The 18,070-nt window shown below is 48.6% G+C and carries 19 protein-coding genes; 1 reads left to right on the top strand and 18 read right to left on the bottom strand.

The window, feature by feature from the left end; genetic code table 11:
- Positions 1–510: 510 nt before the first annotated feature.
- The 13 genes from flgL to ACTL32_RS01445 all read right to left on the bottom strand — a co-directional run bounded on the left by flgL (position 511) and on the right by ACTL32_RS01445 (position 9,881).
- Positions 511–1,308: a flagellar hook-associated protein FlgL gene (flgL, locus tag ACTL32_RS01505; protein WP_441339821.1), complete on the bottom strand. Its 798-nt coding sequence runs from the start codon at positions 1,306–1,308 to the stop codon at positions 511–513.
- A 24-nt stretch (positions 1,309–1,332) separates the two neighbouring features.
- Complete coding sequence (gene flgK, locus ACTL32_RS01500; protein WP_441339820.1) at positions 1,333–2,568, bottom strand: flagellar hook-associated protein FlgK; 1,236 nt, start codon at positions 2,566–2,568, stop codon at positions 1,333–1,335.
- Between the two features lie 24 nt (positions 2,569–2,592).
- Positions 2,593–3,078: a flagellar protein FlgN gene (locus ACTL32_RS01495; RefSeq protein WP_204890889.1), complete on the bottom strand. Its 486-nt coding sequence runs from the start codon at positions 3,076–3,078 to the stop codon at positions 2,593–2,595.
- A 30-nt stretch (positions 3,079–3,108) separates the two neighbouring features.
- Positions 3,109–3,381, bottom strand: coding sequence for a flagellar biosynthesis anti-sigma factor FlgM (gene flgM, locus ACTL32_RS01490; protein ID WP_204890890.1), 273 nt, complete (start codon positions 3,379–3,381; stop codon positions 3,109–3,111).
- Positions 3,382–3,793: 412 nt separating this feature from the next.
- Positions 3,794–4,228: a flagellar protein gene (locus ACTL32_RS01485; protein ID WP_441339819.1), complete on the bottom strand. Its 435-nt coding sequence runs from the start codon at positions 4,226–4,228 to the stop codon at positions 3,794–3,796.
- 59 nt (positions 4,229–4,287) lie between these two features.
- Positions 4,288–4,713, bottom strand: a complete 426-nt coding sequence (locus ACTL32_RS01480; protein ID WP_204890892.1) for a flagellar basal body-associated FliL family protein — start codon at positions 4,711–4,713, stop codon at positions 4,288–4,290.
- Between the two features lie 18 nt (positions 4,714–4,731).
- Positions 4,732–5,514 (bottom strand): flagellar motor protein MotB, encoded by a 783-nt coding sequence (motB, locus tag ACTL32_RS01475; RefSeq protein ID WP_441339818.1) that lies wholly within the window; start codon positions 5,512–5,514, stop codon positions 4,732–4,734.
- Positions 5,504–6,301, bottom strand: a complete 798-nt coding sequence (gene motA / locus ACTL32_RS01470; RefSeq protein ID WP_204890894.1) for a flagellar motor stator protein MotA — start codon at positions 6,299–6,301, stop codon at positions 5,504–5,506. Before motA ends, motB begins: the two co-directional genes overlap by 11 nt.
- A gap of 33 nt (positions 6,302–6,334) precedes the next feature.
- The gene (gene fliS / locus ACTL32_RS01465; protein WP_441339817.1) at positions 6,335–6,712 is read right to left on the bottom strand and encodes a flagellar export chaperone FliS; all 378 of its coding nucleotides are present in this window, start codon (positions 6,710–6,712) and stop codon (positions 6,335–6,337) included.
- Positions 6,713–6,721: 9 nt separating this feature from the next.
- On the bottom strand, positions 6,722–7,105 hold the full coding sequence (locus ACTL32_RS01460) for a flagellar protein FliT (protein ID WP_441339815.1): 384 nt from the start codon (positions 7,103–7,105) through the stop codon (positions 6,722–6,724).
- A 1-nt stretch (position 7,106) separates the two neighbouring features.
- Positions 7,107–8,588 (bottom strand): flagellar filament capping protein FliD, encoded by a 1,482-nt coding sequence (gene fliD, locus ACTL32_RS01455; RefSeq protein ID WP_441339814.1) that lies wholly within the window; start codon positions 8,586–8,588, stop codon positions 7,107–7,109.
- 21 nt (positions 8,589–8,609) lie between these two features.
- Positions 8,610–8,948, bottom strand: a complete 339-nt coding sequence (locus ACTL32_RS01450) for a flagellar protein FlaG (RefSeq protein ID WP_441339813.1) — start codon at positions 8,946–8,948, stop codon at positions 8,610–8,612.
- A 159-nt stretch (positions 8,949–9,107) separates the two neighbouring features.
- Entirely contained in the window at positions 9,108–9,881 is a 774-nt protein-coding gene (locus ACTL32_RS01445; protein ID WP_441339812.1) for a glucosaminidase domain-containing protein, read from the bottom strand.
- Positions 9,882–10,119: 238 nt separating this feature from the next.
- Between ACTL32_RS01445 and ACTL32_RS01440 the strand changes: the two genes are divergently transcribed.
- Positions 10,120–10,407: a hypothetical protein gene (locus tag ACTL32_RS01440; protein WP_441339811.1), complete on the top strand. Its 288-nt coding sequence runs from the start codon at positions 10,120–10,122 to the stop codon at positions 10,405–10,407.
- A 56-nt stretch (positions 10,408–10,463) separates the two neighbouring features.
- Here ACTL32_RS01440 and ACTL32_RS01435 read toward each other — a convergent pair whose 3' ends face one another.
- The 5 genes from ACTL32_RS01435 to fliW form a co-directional block, all read right to left on the bottom strand.
- Positions 10,464–11,912: a flagellin N-terminal helical domain-containing protein gene (locus ACTL32_RS01435; protein ID WP_441339810.1), complete on the bottom strand. Its 1,449-nt coding sequence runs from the start codon at positions 11,910–11,912 to the stop codon at positions 10,464–10,466.
- A 123-nt stretch (positions 11,913–12,035) separates the two neighbouring features.
- Entirely contained in the window at positions 12,036–15,977 is a 3,942-nt protein-coding gene (locus ACTL32_RS01430; protein WP_441339809.1) for an OmpL47-type beta-barrel domain-containing protein, read from the bottom strand.
- A 148-nt stretch (positions 15,978–16,125) separates the two neighbouring features.
- On the bottom strand, positions 16,126–16,965 hold the full coding sequence (locus ACTL32_RS01425; protein WP_441339808.1) for a flagellin N-terminal helical domain-containing protein: 840 nt from the start codon (positions 16,963–16,965) through the stop codon (positions 16,126–16,128).
- A 255-nt stretch (positions 16,966–17,220) separates the two neighbouring features.
- The gene (gene csrA, locus ACTL32_RS01420; RefSeq protein WP_441339807.1) at positions 17,221–17,442 is read right to left on the bottom strand and encodes a carbon storage regulator CsrA; all 222 of its coding nucleotides are present in this window, start codon (positions 17,440–17,442) and stop codon (positions 17,221–17,223) included.
- Between the two features lie 3 nt (positions 17,443–17,445).
- Positions 17,446–17,898 carry a flagellar assembly protein FliW gene (fliW, locus tag ACTL32_RS01415; protein ID WP_441339806.1) on the bottom strand — a complete coding sequence of 151 codons (453 nt, stop codon included), beginning with the start codon at positions 17,896–17,898 and terminating at the stop codon, positions 17,446–17,448.
- Positions 17,899–18,070 lie beyond the last annotated feature (172 nt).

Raw genomic sequence — 18,070 nt, 5'->3', positions numbered from 1 at the left:
TTGGAATTCGAAAGGGGTTGGTTGGAACTCACGCCGTGTTGGTTGGAACTCACGCCTCTTTCGTTGGAATTCATTCTATTCGAAACCATAAAACCAAAGAATGATGCTTTTCGCGAGCCGCGAAAAGCGAAATAGATATGTGGTATGCAGGAAATCATTTGAAGAGTTCTATTCTTTCCATGCCTCCGGGCCAAGTGGAAACTCGGACTGAGTTAGTGGCAATTCGACCTGTTTTAGTTGGAACTCGAATGGTTTTAGTTGGAACTCGAATGGTTTTAGTTGGAACTCGCCCGTTCCAAGTAGAAACTGGGCAACAAGGTTGGAATTCAGGCCGCCTTGGTTGGAACTCACACCTACTTGGTTGGAACTCAGCCAGACTTGGTTGGAACCCGCTCCCCTTTCATCGGAACTCTTTCTCCTCAAAACCCAAAACCAAAGAATGATGCTTTTCGCGCTACCCGCGAAAAGCGAAAAAGACACAAAAAAACACCCACAAATGCGGGTGCATTCTTATCTCAGAAAATCCATCAAGCTCGGCTGGATGATTTTTGAGGTGGCTGACAAGCTCGCCTGGTAGATGCTTTCTTCGCTTTTCAGCTTGATGATCGCTTCAGCGTAGTCGACATCTTCTATTTTGGAGAGCATTTTCGTCAGTTCGAATGTGCTGCCTTTAAGACGATTGTCGGTCGCATCCACACGGTTCGTGCGTGCGCCGATTTCCGATTGGACGGTGAGCATCCGGTCCACGCTGCTGTCAATGGCATCCAAATCGACTGGCGTGTTCGCTTTGACCGCTCCGGCCAAATCTTCCAGCATCTTCACGGTGCCGCCAAGAATTTCTGCAGAGGATGCGTTCGCCTTGACCGTCAATCCATTGCCGATTGTGAAACTTTTCGCTGCTCCGAGCAAGTCCTGCCCATTCAGCTGTGTACTAGACAATTGTTCGATTGTCGATTTCAGTTCCAAAATCTCCGTTGAAATCACTTCACGGGAATGGTCCGAAAGCGTATCATTGCTGCCTTGGACCGCCAGCTCGCGTACGCGCTGCATAACATCGGTCATGCGGCTGATTGTCTGGTCGGTTTCGTCGAGCCAAAGTTTGGCTTCGTCGGTGTTGCGGGTGAATTGTTCATTTTCCGCAATCGTGCTTTTCAGGTTCATCGCTTTGCTGACGCCGTTCGGGTTGTCGGACGGGCGCTCGAGCAATTTGCCGGAAGACACTTGGCTATTCGTTTTTTCGAACCGGCTTAGGTTCTGGTTCATGTGCCGAACGGAATTCTGGTGCAGCATCTGTTGTGTGACTCTCATTTGGTACCCCTCCACTCGGTTCTATTAACGGGCCATGCGGTTGATGATCGTATCCAGCATCTGGTCGGTCGTCGAGACGAAACGTGCCGCGGCGCTGTAAGAATGCTGGTACTTGATCAAATTCGCCATTTCCTCATCAATCGAGATTCCCGTCACCGACTGGCGGCGGTTGTCCGTTGCCATGAGCGCAGCTTCCGAATTGGCCACTGCGTTGATCGCCCCTTGGCTTTGTGCGCCAAGTTTGCTGACAAGCGTACGGAAATCGCTTTGCGCCGCTTTCGCGTCCGCTTCCAGATCCGCTGGCGCTTTATAAGTTGCTGCTTCATTGACTTTTAAGTTCTGAATCGTAAACGGCGTGCCGCTTGCGAATAAACCATCCGCTTTGCCCATGCCGTTCGCTTCCGCAAATTTCTCTACAACTGCCGTCAAATCGGTTTGATAGGCTTCCACAGCTTTCAAGGATTCATTGATGCCGGCAATCTTGCCGCCTTTTTTGCCGTCGGCCGCAACCACCGTACCAACTTGATCCGTTCCGGTTACCAGCGCTTTGCCATCGGCCGAACTGATATCGTAGATGCCGTTTTTATTCTCCGTCACTTTCACGGGAATCAATGAACTTAATTGCTCCACGAGCACATCGCGCTGGTCGAGCAGGTCGTTCGAGTTCTTGCCGTTCTGTAGGATGCTTTGATTGAGTTCAGCGATCCCTTTCAAGTAGCCGTTCGCTTCGTCCACTGCCGCTCCTTGCTGCAATTGAAGGTCCGCTGTGATGTTGCCAAGCGACGTATCCATCGACTGCGCCACCTGGACGAATGCCTCTGCGCGTTCTTTCAGGACCACTTGGGCCGATCCGCTCGCCGGGTCATTCGCCACGTCCTGCCAGGCAGAACTCAATTGGTCCATCGAAGCGCGCAACCCGGTCTCGCTCGGTTCGTTAATCGCGACTTCGATGCGGCCGAGGGTTTCCTGGCGCACGGACCATTCACCGGCAGCAGCGGACTGGTCGCGGTATTGCGCGTCCAAAAACCGGTCTCTCACACGGGTGATCGACTCGACAAGCGCCCCTTGGCCAAGCTGGCTCGGGTTGACGCTGCCGTTCGCCCAAACATCGAGTGCCGGAGAAGCGGTTTGATTTACTTGTTGGCGCGAGTAGCCTTTTGTATTTGCATTCGCTATATTATGCCCCGTCGTCGAGATGCTAGTCTGGGCAACCGCGAGTCCGCGTTTGCCGAGTTCTAATCCGTGAAATGTTGAAGCCATGTTTTTTCCCTGCCTTTTTACGCCTTATGCTTTTGTATCAAAAAAGCCTTGGCTATTAGTCTGTGGTTTTGGTTGCCCGATCGGCGACTGGTAATTAAATTGCTGCTGTTTCGTCTTTGTCACCTGATCGATCATGTGCTGGACAAACTGCATCGAATCGAGCAGCAGCCGTTCATTGATTTTATTTTTCGCCTGCAGTTCGATCAAAAGGTCCTGCAACGCACTGACCTGGTTCTGCAGTTTGCGCTTCATGAGTTCGTCCGTGAGGCCGTCGACCATTTCGCTGAACCCCGATGCGCCGTGTTCCAGCAATAAAATACCGGTGATGCGTTCGCGTTCGGTTTCGATCGCGTTCAATTCTTTTACCAGCTTCGCTTCTTCTTTCACGAGGACATTGAGGTCATCGACGCGGCGCTCGATCAGCACCGCCTGTTTCTCGTCCGCGAATCCGATCAGCCTTTTCTGTACGTGGATCATTTCATCCAGCGCGGCGCCCAATTCCTTCAGCATCCGACACCCTCCTCTTTCTGCAGCCCGAACTTACTTATCAAACCAGAACTGAAAGACCTTATCGGCCACTTCTTTGCCGTTGACCTGGTATTCACCAGACTCGATCTGCGCTTTCAATTGGTTGATCTTTTCTTGTCTTTCCGTGCTCGCTTCGGTTTTCTTTTCATACATTTCTTTGGCCCGGTTCGAAATCTGCACTTGATCTTCTTGTTGGATCGGCTTCGCCTTCTCCACCGGAGGAACATTCGCCTGCTTCTGATACGCATTGATGAACGTGGAACCCGTTGTTTTATCGATATGCATTTCGCCACCGCCCTCTTTTTTTATTTTGAATAAAATCTAGTTTAGCATTTTTTAAGCCGCTTCGGCGCTTTGGGCATGACTCCCGCAAGAAGCCAGGCACAGAACGCCTGTCTTCTTGCTTCGTCTAGCCCGTGGACGCGCCGGCGCTGGTTTAGCTCATTAAAAGCAGATAGCTTCACTCAATAGAGAAGCTTTATCTGAGATATGGAGCAAATCAGCGGAGAAAACCGTACTGCTCCTGCAGCGCTGCGCGCTTCGTCGCAAAAACTTGCCCTCGCAGGCTTCGGGTAAGTCTTGCCTGCGGGATAGCGAGATAGCCGAGACCCCGCAAGTCGCGAAAGCGACTGAGGAGGCTTGGCGCTCGCCCGCGGCAAGCGCAGCTGATTTGCGGAATATCTGCAGAAACTCTTTACTATTTCAACTGCCAATACTTCACTTTCGTGGACTCTTCATCGCGCTTCTTGTTCATGTCCCCGATCAGTGCTTCGCGTTTGAGCGTGCGGCTGATGTCGGAGGAGAACAGGTCGAAGCACGAGTGGCAGAGCATCTGCCGCTTGATGACGGTGCCGCAATGGGCGCAGGGGTAGCCGAGCTTCGGGAAGTCGGCGCCGTAGATGCGGCCTTCGCGGATGAAATCCGTGATCCGCTTCTCGGTGACGCCGGTCGCATCGCTTAAACCTTCAAGCGTGATGAGCTCCGCGTCGGTTTCCCGCAGGTAGCCGTTGACCGACTGGAAGTCCTGCTCGATTTCCTGGTGGCAATCACTGCAGCAGTCGGAATATGATTTGATGTATAGTTTGCCGCATAGATGGCAGTTCGCCAATCGGTCCTGTTCCACTTGCCTCACCTTGTTCTTTCTACTATTTATATCGGCATCCATCCGGAAAAGTTTAGCGCTAAATCGAATTATTGCAATTTAAATTCGGTGACCAGCACGCGTTCGACTTTGCCTTCCTGGACGATTTCATTCAACTTCAGGGTCAATTCCTTCTCAAGCAGTGAAATTCCTTCTTTGCCGACCAATTGGTCCTTCTCGAATCCGGCCACGGTCGAGATGATCGCAGCACGCACTTGCGCATGGCGCTTTTCGGTCGCTTCTTTCGCTTTTTCGCTGCTGAGCAGGATGTTGAACTGCACGACTGCGTAATTGTTCGCCGAAGCCAGGTTGGTCGTGATGATGTCGGTGTCGACGCTCATCGCGGCGATTTCCTCAGCGGATGGCGCTTTTTCGGTTTCCGCTTCCGCTGTTGTATCCTTCAAAAAATACATCGCGCCTCCGCCGACGGCTGCGACAGCGATCAATAAAATCATGAGCATTTTCATACTTTTCATAATGCACCTCTTACTCGTTTATTTTCCTTCGACGCTATGCGGGGAGATGAGCACTTCGACGCGGCGGTTTTCCGCGCGCCCTTTTGCCGTATCGTTCGATGCGACCGGCTGGTATTCGCCGTAGCCGGTGGCGCTGAATTTCCGCGGATCGAGTTTATCATTTTCCAATAGGATCTTCATGAAGTTGATGGCGCGTTCCGAGCTCAGCTCCCAGTTCGACGGGTATTCTTCCGGATCTGTCGGGATGTTGTCGGTATGGCCTTCGATGTAGATATTGCGCGGCAGATCCGTCACCAAAAGGCTCGCGATTTCCGTCGCCATCGTTTCTGCGGCAGCCGTGATGTCTGCGCTGCCGGACGGGTAAAGCACGCCTTCTTTGATCGTCAACAGCAAGCCTTTCGCCGTCAGCTGCGTCTGCAAACGCGGAGACAAACCTTTTTCTTTGATGTACGCTTCGATTTTTTCCTGGATTTCGCCAAGTTCCTTGAAATCCTCCTGCAGCGCTTTTTCTTCCGGCGTCATTTCTTCTTCCGGATTTTCCTCTTCTTCCCCGTCTTCTTCCAGATCCGCCAGCTTCGATGTGTCGCCCGGCGTCTCGACCGGCGCCTGGTGGTCCATGATGCCGGTGCCGCCTTGGAGCTCCTGGTTGAACGAATCGGAGATTTCCTGGAATTTCTGGGAGTTCACTTCGCTCGCAGCAAACAGAACGATGAACAGCGCGAGCAGAAGCGTCAAAATATCAGCATAGGGAATGAGCCATGACTCGTCGACATGTTCTTCGTGCTTGTGTTTACGCTTCAACGCGGGCCCCCACCTTTTCCTCTTCTTTCAAAATCCGGTCTTTCGCCGGCAAGTACGTCAGCAACTTTTCTTCGATTGTGCGGACCGGCAAGCCTTCCTGCACCGCAAGCAAACCTTCAAGCATGATCTGCTTTGTGCGCGCCTCCTGCTCCGACTTCCGTTTTAATTTATTCGCAAACGGATGCCACAGGACGTAGCCCGTGAAAATCCCGAACAGCGTGGCAATAAATGCCGCGGAGATCGACTTCCCAAGGAGTGCTACGTCATCCAAATGGCCGAGTGCCGCGACGAGCCCGATGACCGCACCCAATACTCCTAGTGTCGGAGCGTATGTGCCCGCCTGCGAAAAGATCTTCGCGCCGAGTTCGTGGCGGTCCTGCATCGCTGCAATTTCCTCTTCCATCAATTCACGGATGTATTCCTGCGGCTGGCCGTCGACGACCATCTTCAAGCCGCGCTGCAAAAACGGATCTTCCACTTCTTCCGCGCGGTCTTCAAGCGCCAGCAAGCCTTCCTTGCGGGCAACCATTGCCCATTCCGTGAACATCGGGATCATCTCGCGCAGCGGCATGATCTTCACTTCGCCGAACAGCACCTTGAACAAGCTCGGAATCTTCTTCACTTCATCGCCCGGGAACGCAATCATGATGGAAGCGGCCGTTCCGCCGAAAATGATGACCAGTGCAGCCGGGTTGTACAACGCAATCGGATCGGACCCTTTCAAAATCATTCCGCCGACCAATACAAGCAGCCCCATTAATATGCCTATCCATGATGTCTTATCCACACCAAAAACCTCATTTCACTCTATGTTTTCTCTTTATTGATTCTTCAATTGGCCCATCGCGAGCTTCCACGTGTCGCGGAGTTCAGTGACGTAGCCTTCCGCTTCGTCCAATGCGGCCAGGTCGTTTTTCATGTTTGCTTCGATGAGAAGGCCGTAGATGTAGTCGTACATCCGGGCAAGCCCTTCGGAAATGGCAATGTCCATGTCCAGCGTATGGCGCAGCTCCTGAATGATCGCCTGCGCTTTGAGGGAGTTCGTGTTCTTCTCTTCGATTTTATTTTCCGCCATCGCTTTTTTCGACAGCTTCATGAATTTCAGGCAGCCGTTGTACAGCATGAGCGTCAGTTCCTGCGGCGAAGCCGTCATCACCGAGTTCTGCTGGTAAGCCTGATAAGGATTGATTGTTGCCATAAATTTCCCCTACTTCCGTTTATCTATGAACGATCCGCCGGCGCCCATGTTCTGGTAGGCGCCGATGTATTTCTTCGACATTTGTTTCGTCTGGTTGATGCGGTTCAGCTGTTCGCCGAATGCCCGGTACAGGCCCTTGACCATCGGTTGAAGCGTTTCTTCCAATTCTTTTAGTTCCGAGATCTTTTCCCGGTCAACTGCCGTCCAGTGGAATCCGTCGCTTTCGGTGGATGCTGAAAGCCCGGCAATCGTTTCCTGCCGCTTTTCGAACAATGCTTGGAGCTCTTCCAGCTGGCCGTCTTCATTGTTTTCCATCTTTGCGTCTATAGCAGACGCTTTCGCATGAAGCTCTTTTGTCTGTCCCAGCAAATCTATAAGGTATTGGCCGTACATCTTACATGCCACCGAACATATTCGACTGCATCCAGACGCTTTGCTGGTTCATGGTGTTCATCGCCTTTTCCATCGCGGTGAATTGCCGCCAGTAGCGATCTTCGACGCGCGACAAGCGGTCCTGCCATTTCGAGATGTCTTCATCCATCTGCTTGATTTTTTTGGTGATGACGCTATTGTCGATGGCGCTTCCCGGATTTCCGGCACGGCTTCCCAACTCTTTGATGGCGTCATTCAGTTTATTATAGACGCGGTCCCCGATGCCGAGGCCGCCGGTTTTATTTGTAAACAAAGCGACCACTTCGTCCGGTTTCTCTGTCAGCGCTTTTTTCAGCTTGTCTTCATCGATGTTCAAGCGTGCGCCTTCGCTGTAATGTCCGGTGGAAATGCCGATCTGGGAAAGCAGGCTGATGTTGCCCGGGGCAATGCCTTCAACTTCATCCATGAACGCTTTCCGCAATTGCAGGACCGCATCGCGCAGGATTGGATCGTTGCGCATCAAGCCGCTTCTCGATTTCTCTTCCCATAACTCGATTTCTTTTTCCGTCATCGCCTTTTTCTGCTCATCCGTCAGCGGCTGGAAGTCCGGATAGCGCTTCTCGAGAAGCGCCGTCTCCATCTCGGTGATGGTCTTGTTGTATTGCTCAACAAAGCTTTTGATCGACTCGATCGGCTTTGCCGTATCAGCGCTCACCGTAATCGTCGACGGCGGACCCACTTGCAATAAATTCAGCGTCAGTCCGTTGACCGTCGTCTGGTTTGTTTTCAATCCGCCTATCTCGATGCCGTCAAAGACTACTTTGCCATCAGTTCCGGCCGACGTATATGCCGAGGCTGTGGCTGTGGAAAATGAAGTCTGTGCATCCGTTCCGACCACCTGTTTCGCCAGCGCTGCGGAATCAAAGCTCATCGTGAAGTTCTCGGTCGATCCCATCGCCTTGGTGGAAACGAAAAAGCGGGAAGTCGTGTCGTCAAAGCTGACGCGGAGTGCCGGGACAGCCGCTGCTGTTGCGTCCTGCAGCTTGGTCGCGACCTCTTTATACGTTTCCTCACCGGTTAAAGCCACTGAAACAGAACCGATCGTGACTGTGCCAGCCGTTCCGATTTTGTCCGTCGATTTCGCCGCTCCTGTGCCGTCCGTCTTTTGGATGGCAAATTCCGAATGCAGTTTTGCAGCCTTCGCGACGCTGAGCACTTCCGCCTGGTACGAGCCTTGCACCGCACTCGAGGTCGTCGTCACCGACAAGCTCGCCGCGTTTGAAGAACTTGCAGTGAATGCGTTGAATGAAGACGAGAACCGCAGGCTGTTCGCACTCGTGCGCAGATTCGAAAGCGATAAGTTGAAATCGCGGTAGGAATCCTGTTGCCATTCGGTCCAGATTTTCTTTTGGGTCAATTTATCAAGCGGCATCCGTTCTGCCGACATCAAGTCTTTCACTAATTGGTCGATATCCATTCCAGTCGCTAATCCGCCTATGCGCATCTTTGCCCACTCCTTTGGTCGTTACATTTTTTCATCTACGAGCAATCCTGCGATTTCCGCTATGGAAGCGTACATATCGAGGAATTTCTTATTCGGGATTTCTTTCAGTACTTCGTCTGTCACCGTGTCAATGATCTGGATGTAATAGACATCCAATTTCTCATGCAGCTGGAATTTCAGCGACGTGGATTTGTGTTCCAAAAACTCATTCATTTCCCGCACTTTTTCAATCAGCTTCTCTTTCGGAATCCGCTCGGCCTGTCCCTCCAAAGGCGGTTGTGCAGGCAGCTGCTCCGGTTTCTCCACTTTCGTTTCGGGTTTATTCGGAAAATAAATGGCTGTTGTGTTTTTCACTTCCATCGTCGTCTCTCCCTCTGCTTATCCAATCTCTATCGCTGTCAAATCCAGGCTTTCAGTTCCAACCAGCGTCTATAGGTTAGTTATCGGCAGAAAGAGGGAGTTTTTTAACCCGAATCCTCAAAAAAATAAAACCGATTCCCAAGGAACCGGCTCCATCCATCACGTTAAGTTGTTGAACTGCCGGCTGACGCCTTTTGTCCAATGGTTGTTGAGCCCGGTCGGATCGTTCGCCGCCCCTACCGGCGCATACTTCGCACCGATTTCAGCGATGGTGTCCTTGCCTTGGTTCAGGTAGTTCTTGCGGAGATTCCGCGCCATGTCGTAAATGCTGTCTTCAATCGACGCATAGCTGCGCAGGCCATTCTTGCCCATCATACCCGCCACATTGTTTTTCTCATTGACGGCGCGCGATGAACCGTTGCCCGTCTCGTGGATTGCGATGGCGGTCAGCAAGCCCGGATCAATATCGTACTTCTTGCCGGCATTGATAAAATGCTGCGCCGATCCGCTCAGCTTGCCTTCGAGCGTGTTCTCGAGCTTGATGAACTGCACCGGCTTGAACCCGAAATCGCTTTTGTCATTCGGGCTCGTCGGCACGCCGCGCGTATCGATCGGCTGGATCGATGCCGAAACCGGCGAAACCGCAGGAGCTGCTCCAGCAACCGGCGACTGCATCGGCTGGATGATCACTTGAATCGGCGTGAAAGAACCGGTTCCTTGCATCGCCATCGGAGTTTGCGAAAGCGGAACTTCCGGCGGTGCGGGCTGCTGAAGGCTTTGCATCGCCGCATTCAAGATCATCATGAACAGGGCATTGTCGCCTCCCATGCCGCCGAGCGGAGACATAGAAGACGGGTTGGCAGCCGGTGCGGCCTGTGCCATGGAAGCCATGGTCATTTGTTGGAACCAATTGGATGAAATCGGGCTGGTCATGTGTTTTCCCACCTTTTAGAATTTGCACGTGATTTCATTATACGAAAAACCAGGAAAAATAGAATAGGATAATTGTGTCAACAAGTATTATTTAATTGGCTTAATATAGCAATTACCAACTATTTCATGTGTCTTTAGGCATATTTTTTCTATTATATTGGAGGTTTACTGGAAGGATTTTTCCACTTTTTCTCGAATAGTATGGGAGACATGAGCATTAGCGGATGGAGGGGAAAAAATGAACCCAGCTTATCGATGGATTGCAGCCAGTGTTCTGCTCGTTCTAGCAGCACTTTCTGCAAGCAAGGGAATGGATTTAAGGGCACTTGGCACAGATGTGGATGGTGCGGGAATCGGTGTGTATTTCTTAAGTTTTGAAATCAATGACCGGGTTGCTGAAATGAGCATACCTGCGTATGCGATCGGGTTCTTTATTGCGAGCGGGGTTTTGGCATTGGGTGCTATAGGGCTTATTTTAACAGCTGTCCTGAGGAAAAAAGTGAGAAATGATTTGAAAAACGCATAAAAAGAAACTGCTTCCCTCTGGGAGGCAGTTTCTTTGTTTTTTGCTTTAATTTGCCTTTATTTCAGTAGTTCCAGGATGGATTGCGGCTGCTTGTTGGCTTGTGCCATCATCGCCTGCGACGCCTGGTTCAGGATATTCGCTTTCGTGAGAATCATGATTTCTTTTGCCATATCCGTATCACGGATTTGGGATTCTGCCGCGGTCAAGTTCTCTGCGTTAACAGCCGCACTGCTTTGCAGATGGCCCAAGGAATTTTCGTAAGCTCCATACTTAGCACGTTCTGAGGATACTTGTTGCATGGCATCATCAAGCTTTAATATCGCTTTTTGCGCTTCCGACCAAGGATCAACTTTCAAATTATCGATTCCAAGTGATTCTGTCCGCGCGTCCGAGAGATCAATACCGTATACTTCGCCCACATTCGCGCCAATCTGTAGAAACAGATCCACATTTCCCGATAGTGAATCCCTAACGATTCCATCCGCCAAGGCGTCCAGCTGCGAGGAGAAATCCCCGTTCAAATCGAAGTATCGTCCCCCGGTCGGTTCAGACAATCTTCGAAGCTGCTCTTCTGTCGCATCCCCTCTTGGGCCAATTACGGTAAGCTTTATTTCACTTTCTTTAGCCAATAAGGCAACATCCTCGATATCAAATTCAGATAGGCCATCTCCACCATCCAGATTAGCGTTATCATGGACCGGAGCATCAGTTACCAAGATGAATTGCTTGGACGCATCATCACGGAAAGCGAAATTCATCGCTTCGCTGATTCCTTCCAAACCGGACTCTGCAAAGTCTCCTCCACCGCCAACAACAATATTGGAGATGCTTTCTTCAAACTTCTTCAAATCATTTGTAAATGAGGTGATATCGACTTGTTCTGCTCCTTGAGAAGGTGCACTATCTCCATAAGCGACTAGCCCTAGCTGTATATCAATCCCTTTGGCTTTCAATTGTGTCGTGAAATCCTGCAGGTTTTCTTCCACATGGGCAAGGTTGCTTCCCATGCTGCCTGTTTTATCAAGAATAAAAACAATATCAGACTTATCGGCTGGTCGTTCGCCTGTACTTTTCGGCAAAGTATCCGGCACATTCAATAAATTGATGCCATTGAACTTCGTTCCTTCTGCTATATCATCTATATTGCTTAAAATCTGATTGACCTCATTTTGAATCGCTTGGCGGTCTCCGGAAGAAAGCGTATCATTACCGGCCTGCACGGCTAATTGGCGCAGGCGATGCAAGTTTGGATCTGCAATTTTGGCCAGCCCATTCTCTGCTGTCTGAATGAAAGAAATGCCGTCTTGGATATTTTTTTGTGCTTGTTCCAACCCTCTGATCTGAGATCTCATCTTTTCAGAAATAGCCGTTCCTGCCGCATCATCCGCTGCCTGATTGATGCGCATTCCGGAAGAGATCTTTTCCATGCTTTTCGCTGAAATTTTAGCATTTGCATTCATTTTGCTTAATATATTGATGCCAGCCATATTGCGGTTAATAATCATTTCGGATCCCCCAAATTTTCTTTGATAGTTCCATTATATCAATCTGAATACCAGTTAGTTACATTTTTAAGTTAATTTTCAATAAAAAAACTGTATCCCGATAAGGATACAGTTTTTTTGTATTTATTTCTTAGAAGCTTTCGTTTCGACTGTCGCCTGGCCGATCACTAAGTAATCGCCAACCATGCCGCGGAATTCGAGCAATTGCGTGCCATCATTCCATTTGAAGTCTTCACGGTTGAAGCGGAAATGCCCTTGCTTCGCTTGCTGCTCAAAGCCGTTTTTGCCGGAGATGGCAGAAACGCCATTGATTGTTACTGTTTCAAGATCGAAATCTTTTGTGCTGAAGCCTTTTGGCAATCCGACTTGAATAGAGAATACGCCGCTATTGCCTTTGATGACGCCTGGCATCACTTTGAAATCGTTTAATGGAATAAATACTGTGATCGTTTCTTCCAAAGTACTTGTCCAGCCAGCTTGATCTGTCACAGAGACTTGGATTGTGTAAACGCCCGGCTGATCAAACGAAACAAGATCGCCGTTTGCTACTTCTTTACCGTTTACAGTCAACTTCTCCATAGCGATTCCAGATAATGCATCGCTTGCTTTGTAGCTAATTGCCAGCTCCGAACCAAGTGCCACTTCATCTTCAAGGTTCCACGAAAGAACTGGAGCCGTTTTGTCGATTTTCACTTGTGCTGTTTTCACTTCTTCTTTATTGCCAGCAGCATCTGTGCTGTAGAACGCAATTTCATGTACGCCTTCTTCGCTTACAGAGAAGCTCGTGCCTTCTGTAAACTCTGAACCATCCACTGAGTAGAACGTCTTCGCAACGCCGCTATGTTCGTCCGTTGCAGTCAGTTCCACTCCAAATTCACCTTGGAGCCATTTGTCTTCTATGTTTGAAAGGGTTTCCGGAGCGGTGCGGTCGATTTTCACTTCGGCCGTCTTCGTTTCTTCGATGTTCCCAGCCTTGTCGACGCTGTAGAAGGAAATCGTGTTGACGCCTTCTTCAGTCACGGCAAAGCTTGTTCCTTCAACGAACTCGGATCCGTTCACGGAGTAGAACGTCGTTTCCACGCCGCTATGTTCGTCAGTTGCAGTCAACTCAACCATGAATTCCTGGTGCCATTCGCTGCCTGCGTTTGAAACCGTCTCAGGTGCGATGCCGTCGATGTTCACTTGAATCGTTTTCACTTCTTCTTTATTGCCGACTTTATCGATGCTGTAGAAGGAAACTTCGTTGACGCCTGCTTCCGTAATCACAACAGTCGAGCCTCCGACAAATGGGGATCCATTTACGGAGTAGAATGTCTTGTCGACGCCGCTCTTGTCGTCCGTCGCAGTCAATTCCACGACCGCTTCTTTCAGCCAGTCAGCGGATTCGTTCGATTCCGTGACAGGTGCCGTACGGTCGATTTTTACTTCCGCCGTCTTCACTTCTTCCGTGCCGCCAGCTTTGTTGACGCTGTAGAACGAAATTTCGTTGATGCCGTCCTGGTCTACGGTAAAGCTGCTGCCTTCCGCAAACTCAGAGCCGTTGATCGAGTAGAATGTTTTCGCAACTGCGCTCTTGTCGTCCGTTGCTGTCAATTCTACAAGGAACTCCTGGTGCCATTCGCTGTCCGCGTTCGACACGGTTTCTGGAGCTGAAAGATCAATATTCACTTCGGCCGTCTTCACTGCTTCCGTGTTCCCTGCTTTATCGACGCTGTAAAATTCGATTGTGTTGACGCCGTCTTCAGTGATTGCAGCAGCCGCTCCTTCTTTGAATGGGGCGCCGTTCACAGAGTAATAGGTCGTTTCAACGCCCGCTTTATCGTCAGTGGACGTGAATTCCAAAGCGAATTCCGCATGCCATTCGCCATCTGCATTTGAAACCGTTTCAGGAGCAGTGCGGTCGATTTTCACTTCCGCAGTCTTTGCTTCTTCTACGTTTCCGGCAACATCCGTTGAGTAGAATGAAACCGTGTTGATGCCTTCTTTATTCACAACAACGCTGTCGCCTTGGGTGAATTCAGAACCATTTACAGAGTAAAATGTTTGATTCACTCCGCTTTGCTCATCTTCCGCTTTCAACTGGACCGTGAACTCCTGGTGCCAATTGCTGTTTGCGTTGGATGATGTTTCTGGAGCTGTCTTATCAATATTCACTTGAGCTGTTTGGACTTCTTCCACATTCCCCGCAAGATCCGTTGAGTAGAATGAAATCTTCTGGCTGCCGCTTACCGTGAAGTCAGCGCCTTCCAGGAAATCAATGCCGTTAAGAGAGTAGAACGTCTTGTCTACGCCGCTCTTATCGTCTTCCGCAGTAAGGATTACGTCAAAATCTTTATTGATCCAGTCAGTGACTGCGTTTGACGATGTCACTGGCGGAGTCAAGTCGTTCTGCATTTCAACCGCTACCGCATTCGAGTAGCCCGAGTCGCCGAAGCGGCTGTGTGTGACGGTTACAACGTATTCGTGCTTGCCGTCAGCGATGTCAGTGACGGTGTAATTGCGCTTATCAGTCGTGCCTAATAGGACATATTCTTCTCCGACGACTTCGTACACGTTATATGCAGAAGCACCGGAAATTTCTGTCCAGTTCAATGTAGCTGTTTGCTCATCAAAAGAAAGCAATTTCAATTCTGGACTTTGAACAGTCGGGTGGCCCAGAGTGTATTCCACTTTCGATGGAGCGGATTCGCCGAAGCGGTCGCTAACGGCCGTCACTTCGTATTCGTACCAGTCTTCTGGCATATTAGAGAAAATATTTGTTAATCGATCTGTTGTTTTAATAAATTTCTTAACTCCATCTTTAATTTGATAAATATTATAAGACGTCGCAAATTCTACTTCATTCCATTTCAATAATAGATCATTGCCATTTTGGACAATAATGTTCAAGTTGGTAGGTGAAGACAATTTCGGGTGCACGAGTGAGTAATCCGCTTGCACTCCCGATTTCGATTCACCAAAACGATTGCTGACGGAAGTCACTTCATATTGGTAATTCCCTGCTGGAAGATTCGGGAACATGCGAGTCAAGTTCTCAGTCGTATAGAGGAATTTTTTAACTCCATCACTAATTTGATAGATATTATAGCTAGTTGCAAATTCTACGGCTGGCCATCTAAGAAGCAAATCATTGCCATTATGGGGAGCCACAGTTAATTGGCTTGGAGGTACCATTACTGGATGTACCAATACTGTTGAAGCTGCAACAGCTGTTTTAGATTCACCAAAACGATTGCTTACCGAATATACTTCATAAACATAATCCCCTGGAGCTTTATTCAGAAAAGTGCGCGTCAAAGTGTCAGTAGTATTTATGAGTTTTTTAACGCCATCTTTGATTTCATAAATATTATATGCAGTTGCGAATTCCGATGCCGGCCATTTCAGGCTGATATCATTACCATTACGGATTGTCAACGCCAATTCAGCAGGAGCTGCCAGTACAGGGTGGATCAATGTCGTCTCTGCTTGGCTAGCATCCACAGATTCGCCGAAGCGATCACTTAAAGCATGGACTTCGTAAACATAATCGCCAGCCGGCATGTTAGGGAAGGTACGTGTTAAATTGGATGTATTGAACACCAATTTTTTCAGGCCATCGTTTACTTGGTAAATGTTATAACTTGTTGCGAATTCCGATGCAACCCATTTCAAATAAAGGTCATTGCCGTTTCGGATAGTCAAACTCAACTCTTGGGGAGCGGCCATCTTCGGATGGACAAGCGTATAGGAAACCTGGTTTGAAGGAGCCGATTCGCCTGTCAATGTATTGAAAGCGGTGACTTGAAAAGCATATTCCCCTTCCGGTTTATTGGCATAACCAAACAATGTATTCGTTGGTGAACCGATCAAGGTTTTCTCACCATTTTTTACTAAATAGACATTATACTTCTGGGCAGTACTGCTGCCTGTCCATTTCAAAAGAAAATTATTGCCGCTGTTCACGGACACTGTAAGATTTGTTGGAGCTTCTGAAGAAGCTGCAAAAACGCTGACAGTGGGCAATGCGAACTGAAGTACTAGTAAAGCACTCAAAAACATTGAGATAAGACTATACCTTCTCATTTAAAAACCTCCACCTTTATACCTATTTTGAAGTTAAATAAAAAAATGTAAAAAATCATCTTTAATTAAAAGCTTTAAACAGTGAAAATAAGAGGCTCTACCAGAAAGGAGAGCCTCTTATTCCTTGTTTCAATTACTTTTTCAAGAATTAACGAAGTAATTGAAGTACAGCTTGTGGAGCTTGGTTTGCTTGTGAAAGCATAGCTTGTGAAGCTTGAGTCAAGATGTTGTTCTTAGTCAAGTTCATCATTTCTTTCGCCATGTCAACATCACGGATGCGTGATTCAGCAGCTTGAGTGTTTTCAGCACTTGCGTTTACGTTGTTGATTGTGTAGTCCAAACGGTTTTGAACACCACCAAGGTAAGCACGGCTGTCAGAAACTGACTGGATAGCTGCATCGATTGCTGTCAAAGAAGAAGCTGCGTTTCCTGCTGTATCAACACCTACCATGCCTGTTTGCAAAGTAGTTACAGTTGTGTTTAGGTCAGCTTTAGCAAGATCAAGTGTCAAAGTTTCGCCAGAGTTAGCGCCGCTTTGGATTGTCAATTGCCCAGTACCTGCTGAACCTGCAGAAGCATCAAGCAATTTCTGCCCGTTGAACTGAGTAGTAGAAACGATATCTGTAAGTGTAGAAGTCAATTCAGTAAGCTCGCCCTGAATAGCTGTTCTTTCATCTGTGCTGTTAGTATCGTTGGCTGCTTGAACAGTCAATTCGCGCATACGTTGTAGAACAGCATGAGATTCATTCAAAGCGCCGTCAGCTGTTTGGATAACAGAAACTGCATCTTGTGAGTTTTTAGCTGCTTGTTCAAGGCCACGAATTTGTCCGCGCATTTTTTCAGAGATCGAAAGACCTGCTGCGTCGTCTGCTCCACGGTTGATGCGCATACCTGAAGAAAGTTTTTCCATTGAGTTAGCTGCGTTTCCGCTAACCTGGCCCATTTGGCGGTGAGTGTTAAGTGCTGCGATGTTGTTATTGATAATCATTTTGTATTACCTCCGTGTAATGTTTTTTTGTTTTTTGCAAGGGCCCAAATCCGTTTGAACTTCCTTACACTATTTATATCGGAGGCACTTTAGAAATGTTTAGCGTTTTTTGAAAAAAACTTTAAATCTTTTTAATAAGTCCGTTAACCCATGCTTCATACAAAGTAAAACCTTACATACACTGGGTTCCACATCATTTAAGAAAGCACTCTAATACTAAAGAAAAACCGGAAGCGCAGCCGCTTCCGGTTTCTTTCATTTCTTCATATTCAAAAAATCACTCAAATTAATCACATTTGATTTCGCCCGCTTGTTTTCTTCCTGGATCTCCAGGTAGACTTCCTGGCGGTGGATCGTGATATGCTTCGGCGCGGAGATCCCGAGCTTGACGGTTTCGCCTTCGACCGAGGTCACAGTGATTTCGATGTTGTCGTCGATAATGATGGATTCGCCTTTTTTACGCGCGAGTACTAACATCGCCTACACCTGCCTTGCGTCAGCTGCACCTTGGAATAAGGGTTGCTTAATATTGTAGGTTTTATTATCAAGCACGGCTTGCATGCCGAGGCGCTTTTTGTTGTTGATAACAATCGGCGCTTTCAGGTTCGTTGTTGCGTCTTTCAAATCGCCAGTTGCCGTAATCGTCGTCAGGACGATGGCGTCCGACGGATCTTCGAGCGAAACGCGCTCCACTTGCTGGTCGCCTAGCTTCACGTCATAGTCGCCGAAGAACGTGAACGGGTCGACGAGGAAAAAGCTCACTTCCTCTTCTTCGACGGATTGCAGGAAGAAGAACGGCGTAGCTTCCGATGAATCCGCCGGAATCAGCGCGTACTCCTTATATTCCTCGAATCCCGGAATGCCGCGTTCAAATGTCAAAATGCGGTCGTCCGCCACTTCTATTGCACCAAATTGGGTTGTCTGTATGTTCATGCCTAGCTCCTTTCCGCTTTACGGTTTGATTAATATTATCAACTGATTGTCTATTTAATAGCTTACCTTATTATTCGTTTGCTTCAACCGATAATCCAAAATACGGATTTAGATTTTCATCAACTGTAGACAATAATTTACTCAAACTAAAGATAAGATACCAAGTTTGTGA

Origin of the sequence: Planococcus sp. FY231025 (assembly GCF_052078085.1) — a bacterium.
Lineage (GTDB): Bacteria > Bacillota > Bacilli > Bacillales_A > Planococcaceae > Planococcus.
This window is presented reverse-complemented; position numbering and strand designations above follow the sequence as displayed.

Bases quoted from the DNA above. Each gene is read 5' to 3' on its own strand.
- csrA (WP_441339807.1), bottom strand. From the start codon at position 17,442: ATGTTAGTACTCGCGCGTAAAAAAGGCGAATCCATCATTATCGACGAC.
- ACTL32_RS01450 (WP_441339813.1), bottom strand. From the start codon at position 8,948: ATGGAAGTGAAAAACACAACAGCCATTTATTTTCCGAATAAACCCGAA.
- fliD (WP_441339814.1), bottom strand. From the start codon at position 8,588: ATGCGCATAGGCGGATTAGCGACTGGAATGGATATCGACCAATTAGTG.
- ACTL32_RS01425 (WP_441339808.1), bottom strand. From the start codon at position 16,965: ATGATTATCAATAACAACATCGCAGCACTTAACACTCACCGCCAAATG.
- flgK (WP_441339820.1), bottom strand. From the start codon at position 2,568: ATGGCTTCAACATTTCACGGATTAGAACTCGGCAAACGCGGACTCGCG.
- ACTL32_RS01445 (WP_441339812.1), bottom strand. From the start codon at position 9,881: ATGACCAGCCCGATTTCATCCAATTGGTTCCAACAAATGACCATGGCT.
- ACTL32_RS01440 (WP_441339811.1), top strand. From the start codon at position 10,120: ATGAACCCAGCTTATCGATGGATTGCAGCCAGTGTTCTGCTCGTTCTA.
- fliS (WP_441339817.1), bottom strand. From the start codon at position 6,712: ATGGCAACAATCAATCCTTATCAGGCTTACCAGCAGAACTCGGTGATG.
- fliW (WP_441339806.1), bottom strand. From the start codon at position 17,898: ATGAACATACAGACAACCCAATTTGGTGCAATAGAAGTGGCGGACGAC.
- ACTL32_RS01495 (WP_204890889.1), bottom strand. From the start codon at position 3,078: ATGCTGAAGGAATTGGGCGCCGCGCTGGATGAAATGATCCACGTACAG.
- ACTL32_RS01460 (WP_441339815.1), bottom strand. From the start codon at position 7,105: ATGTACGGCCAATACCTTATAGATTTGCTGGGACAGACAAAAGAGCTT.
- flgM (WP_204890890.1), bottom strand. From the start codon at position 3,381: ATGCATATCGATAAAACAACGGGTTCCACGTTCATCAATGCGTATCAG.
- ACTL32_RS01430 (WP_441339809.1), bottom strand. From the start codon at position 15,977: ATGAGAAGGTATAGTCTTATCTCAATGTTTTTGAGTGCTTTACTAGTA.
- flgL (WP_441339821.1), bottom strand. From the start codon at position 1,308: ATGAGAGTCACACAACAGATGCTGCACCAGAATTCCGTTCGGCACATG.
- ACTL32_RS01480 (WP_204890892.1), bottom strand. From the start codon at position 4,713: ATGAAAAGTATGAAAATGCTCATGATTTTATTGATCGCTGTCGCAGCC.
- ACTL32_RS01435 (WP_441339810.1), bottom strand. From the start codon at position 11,912: ATGATTATTAACCGCAATATGGCTGGCATCAATATATTAAGCAAAATG.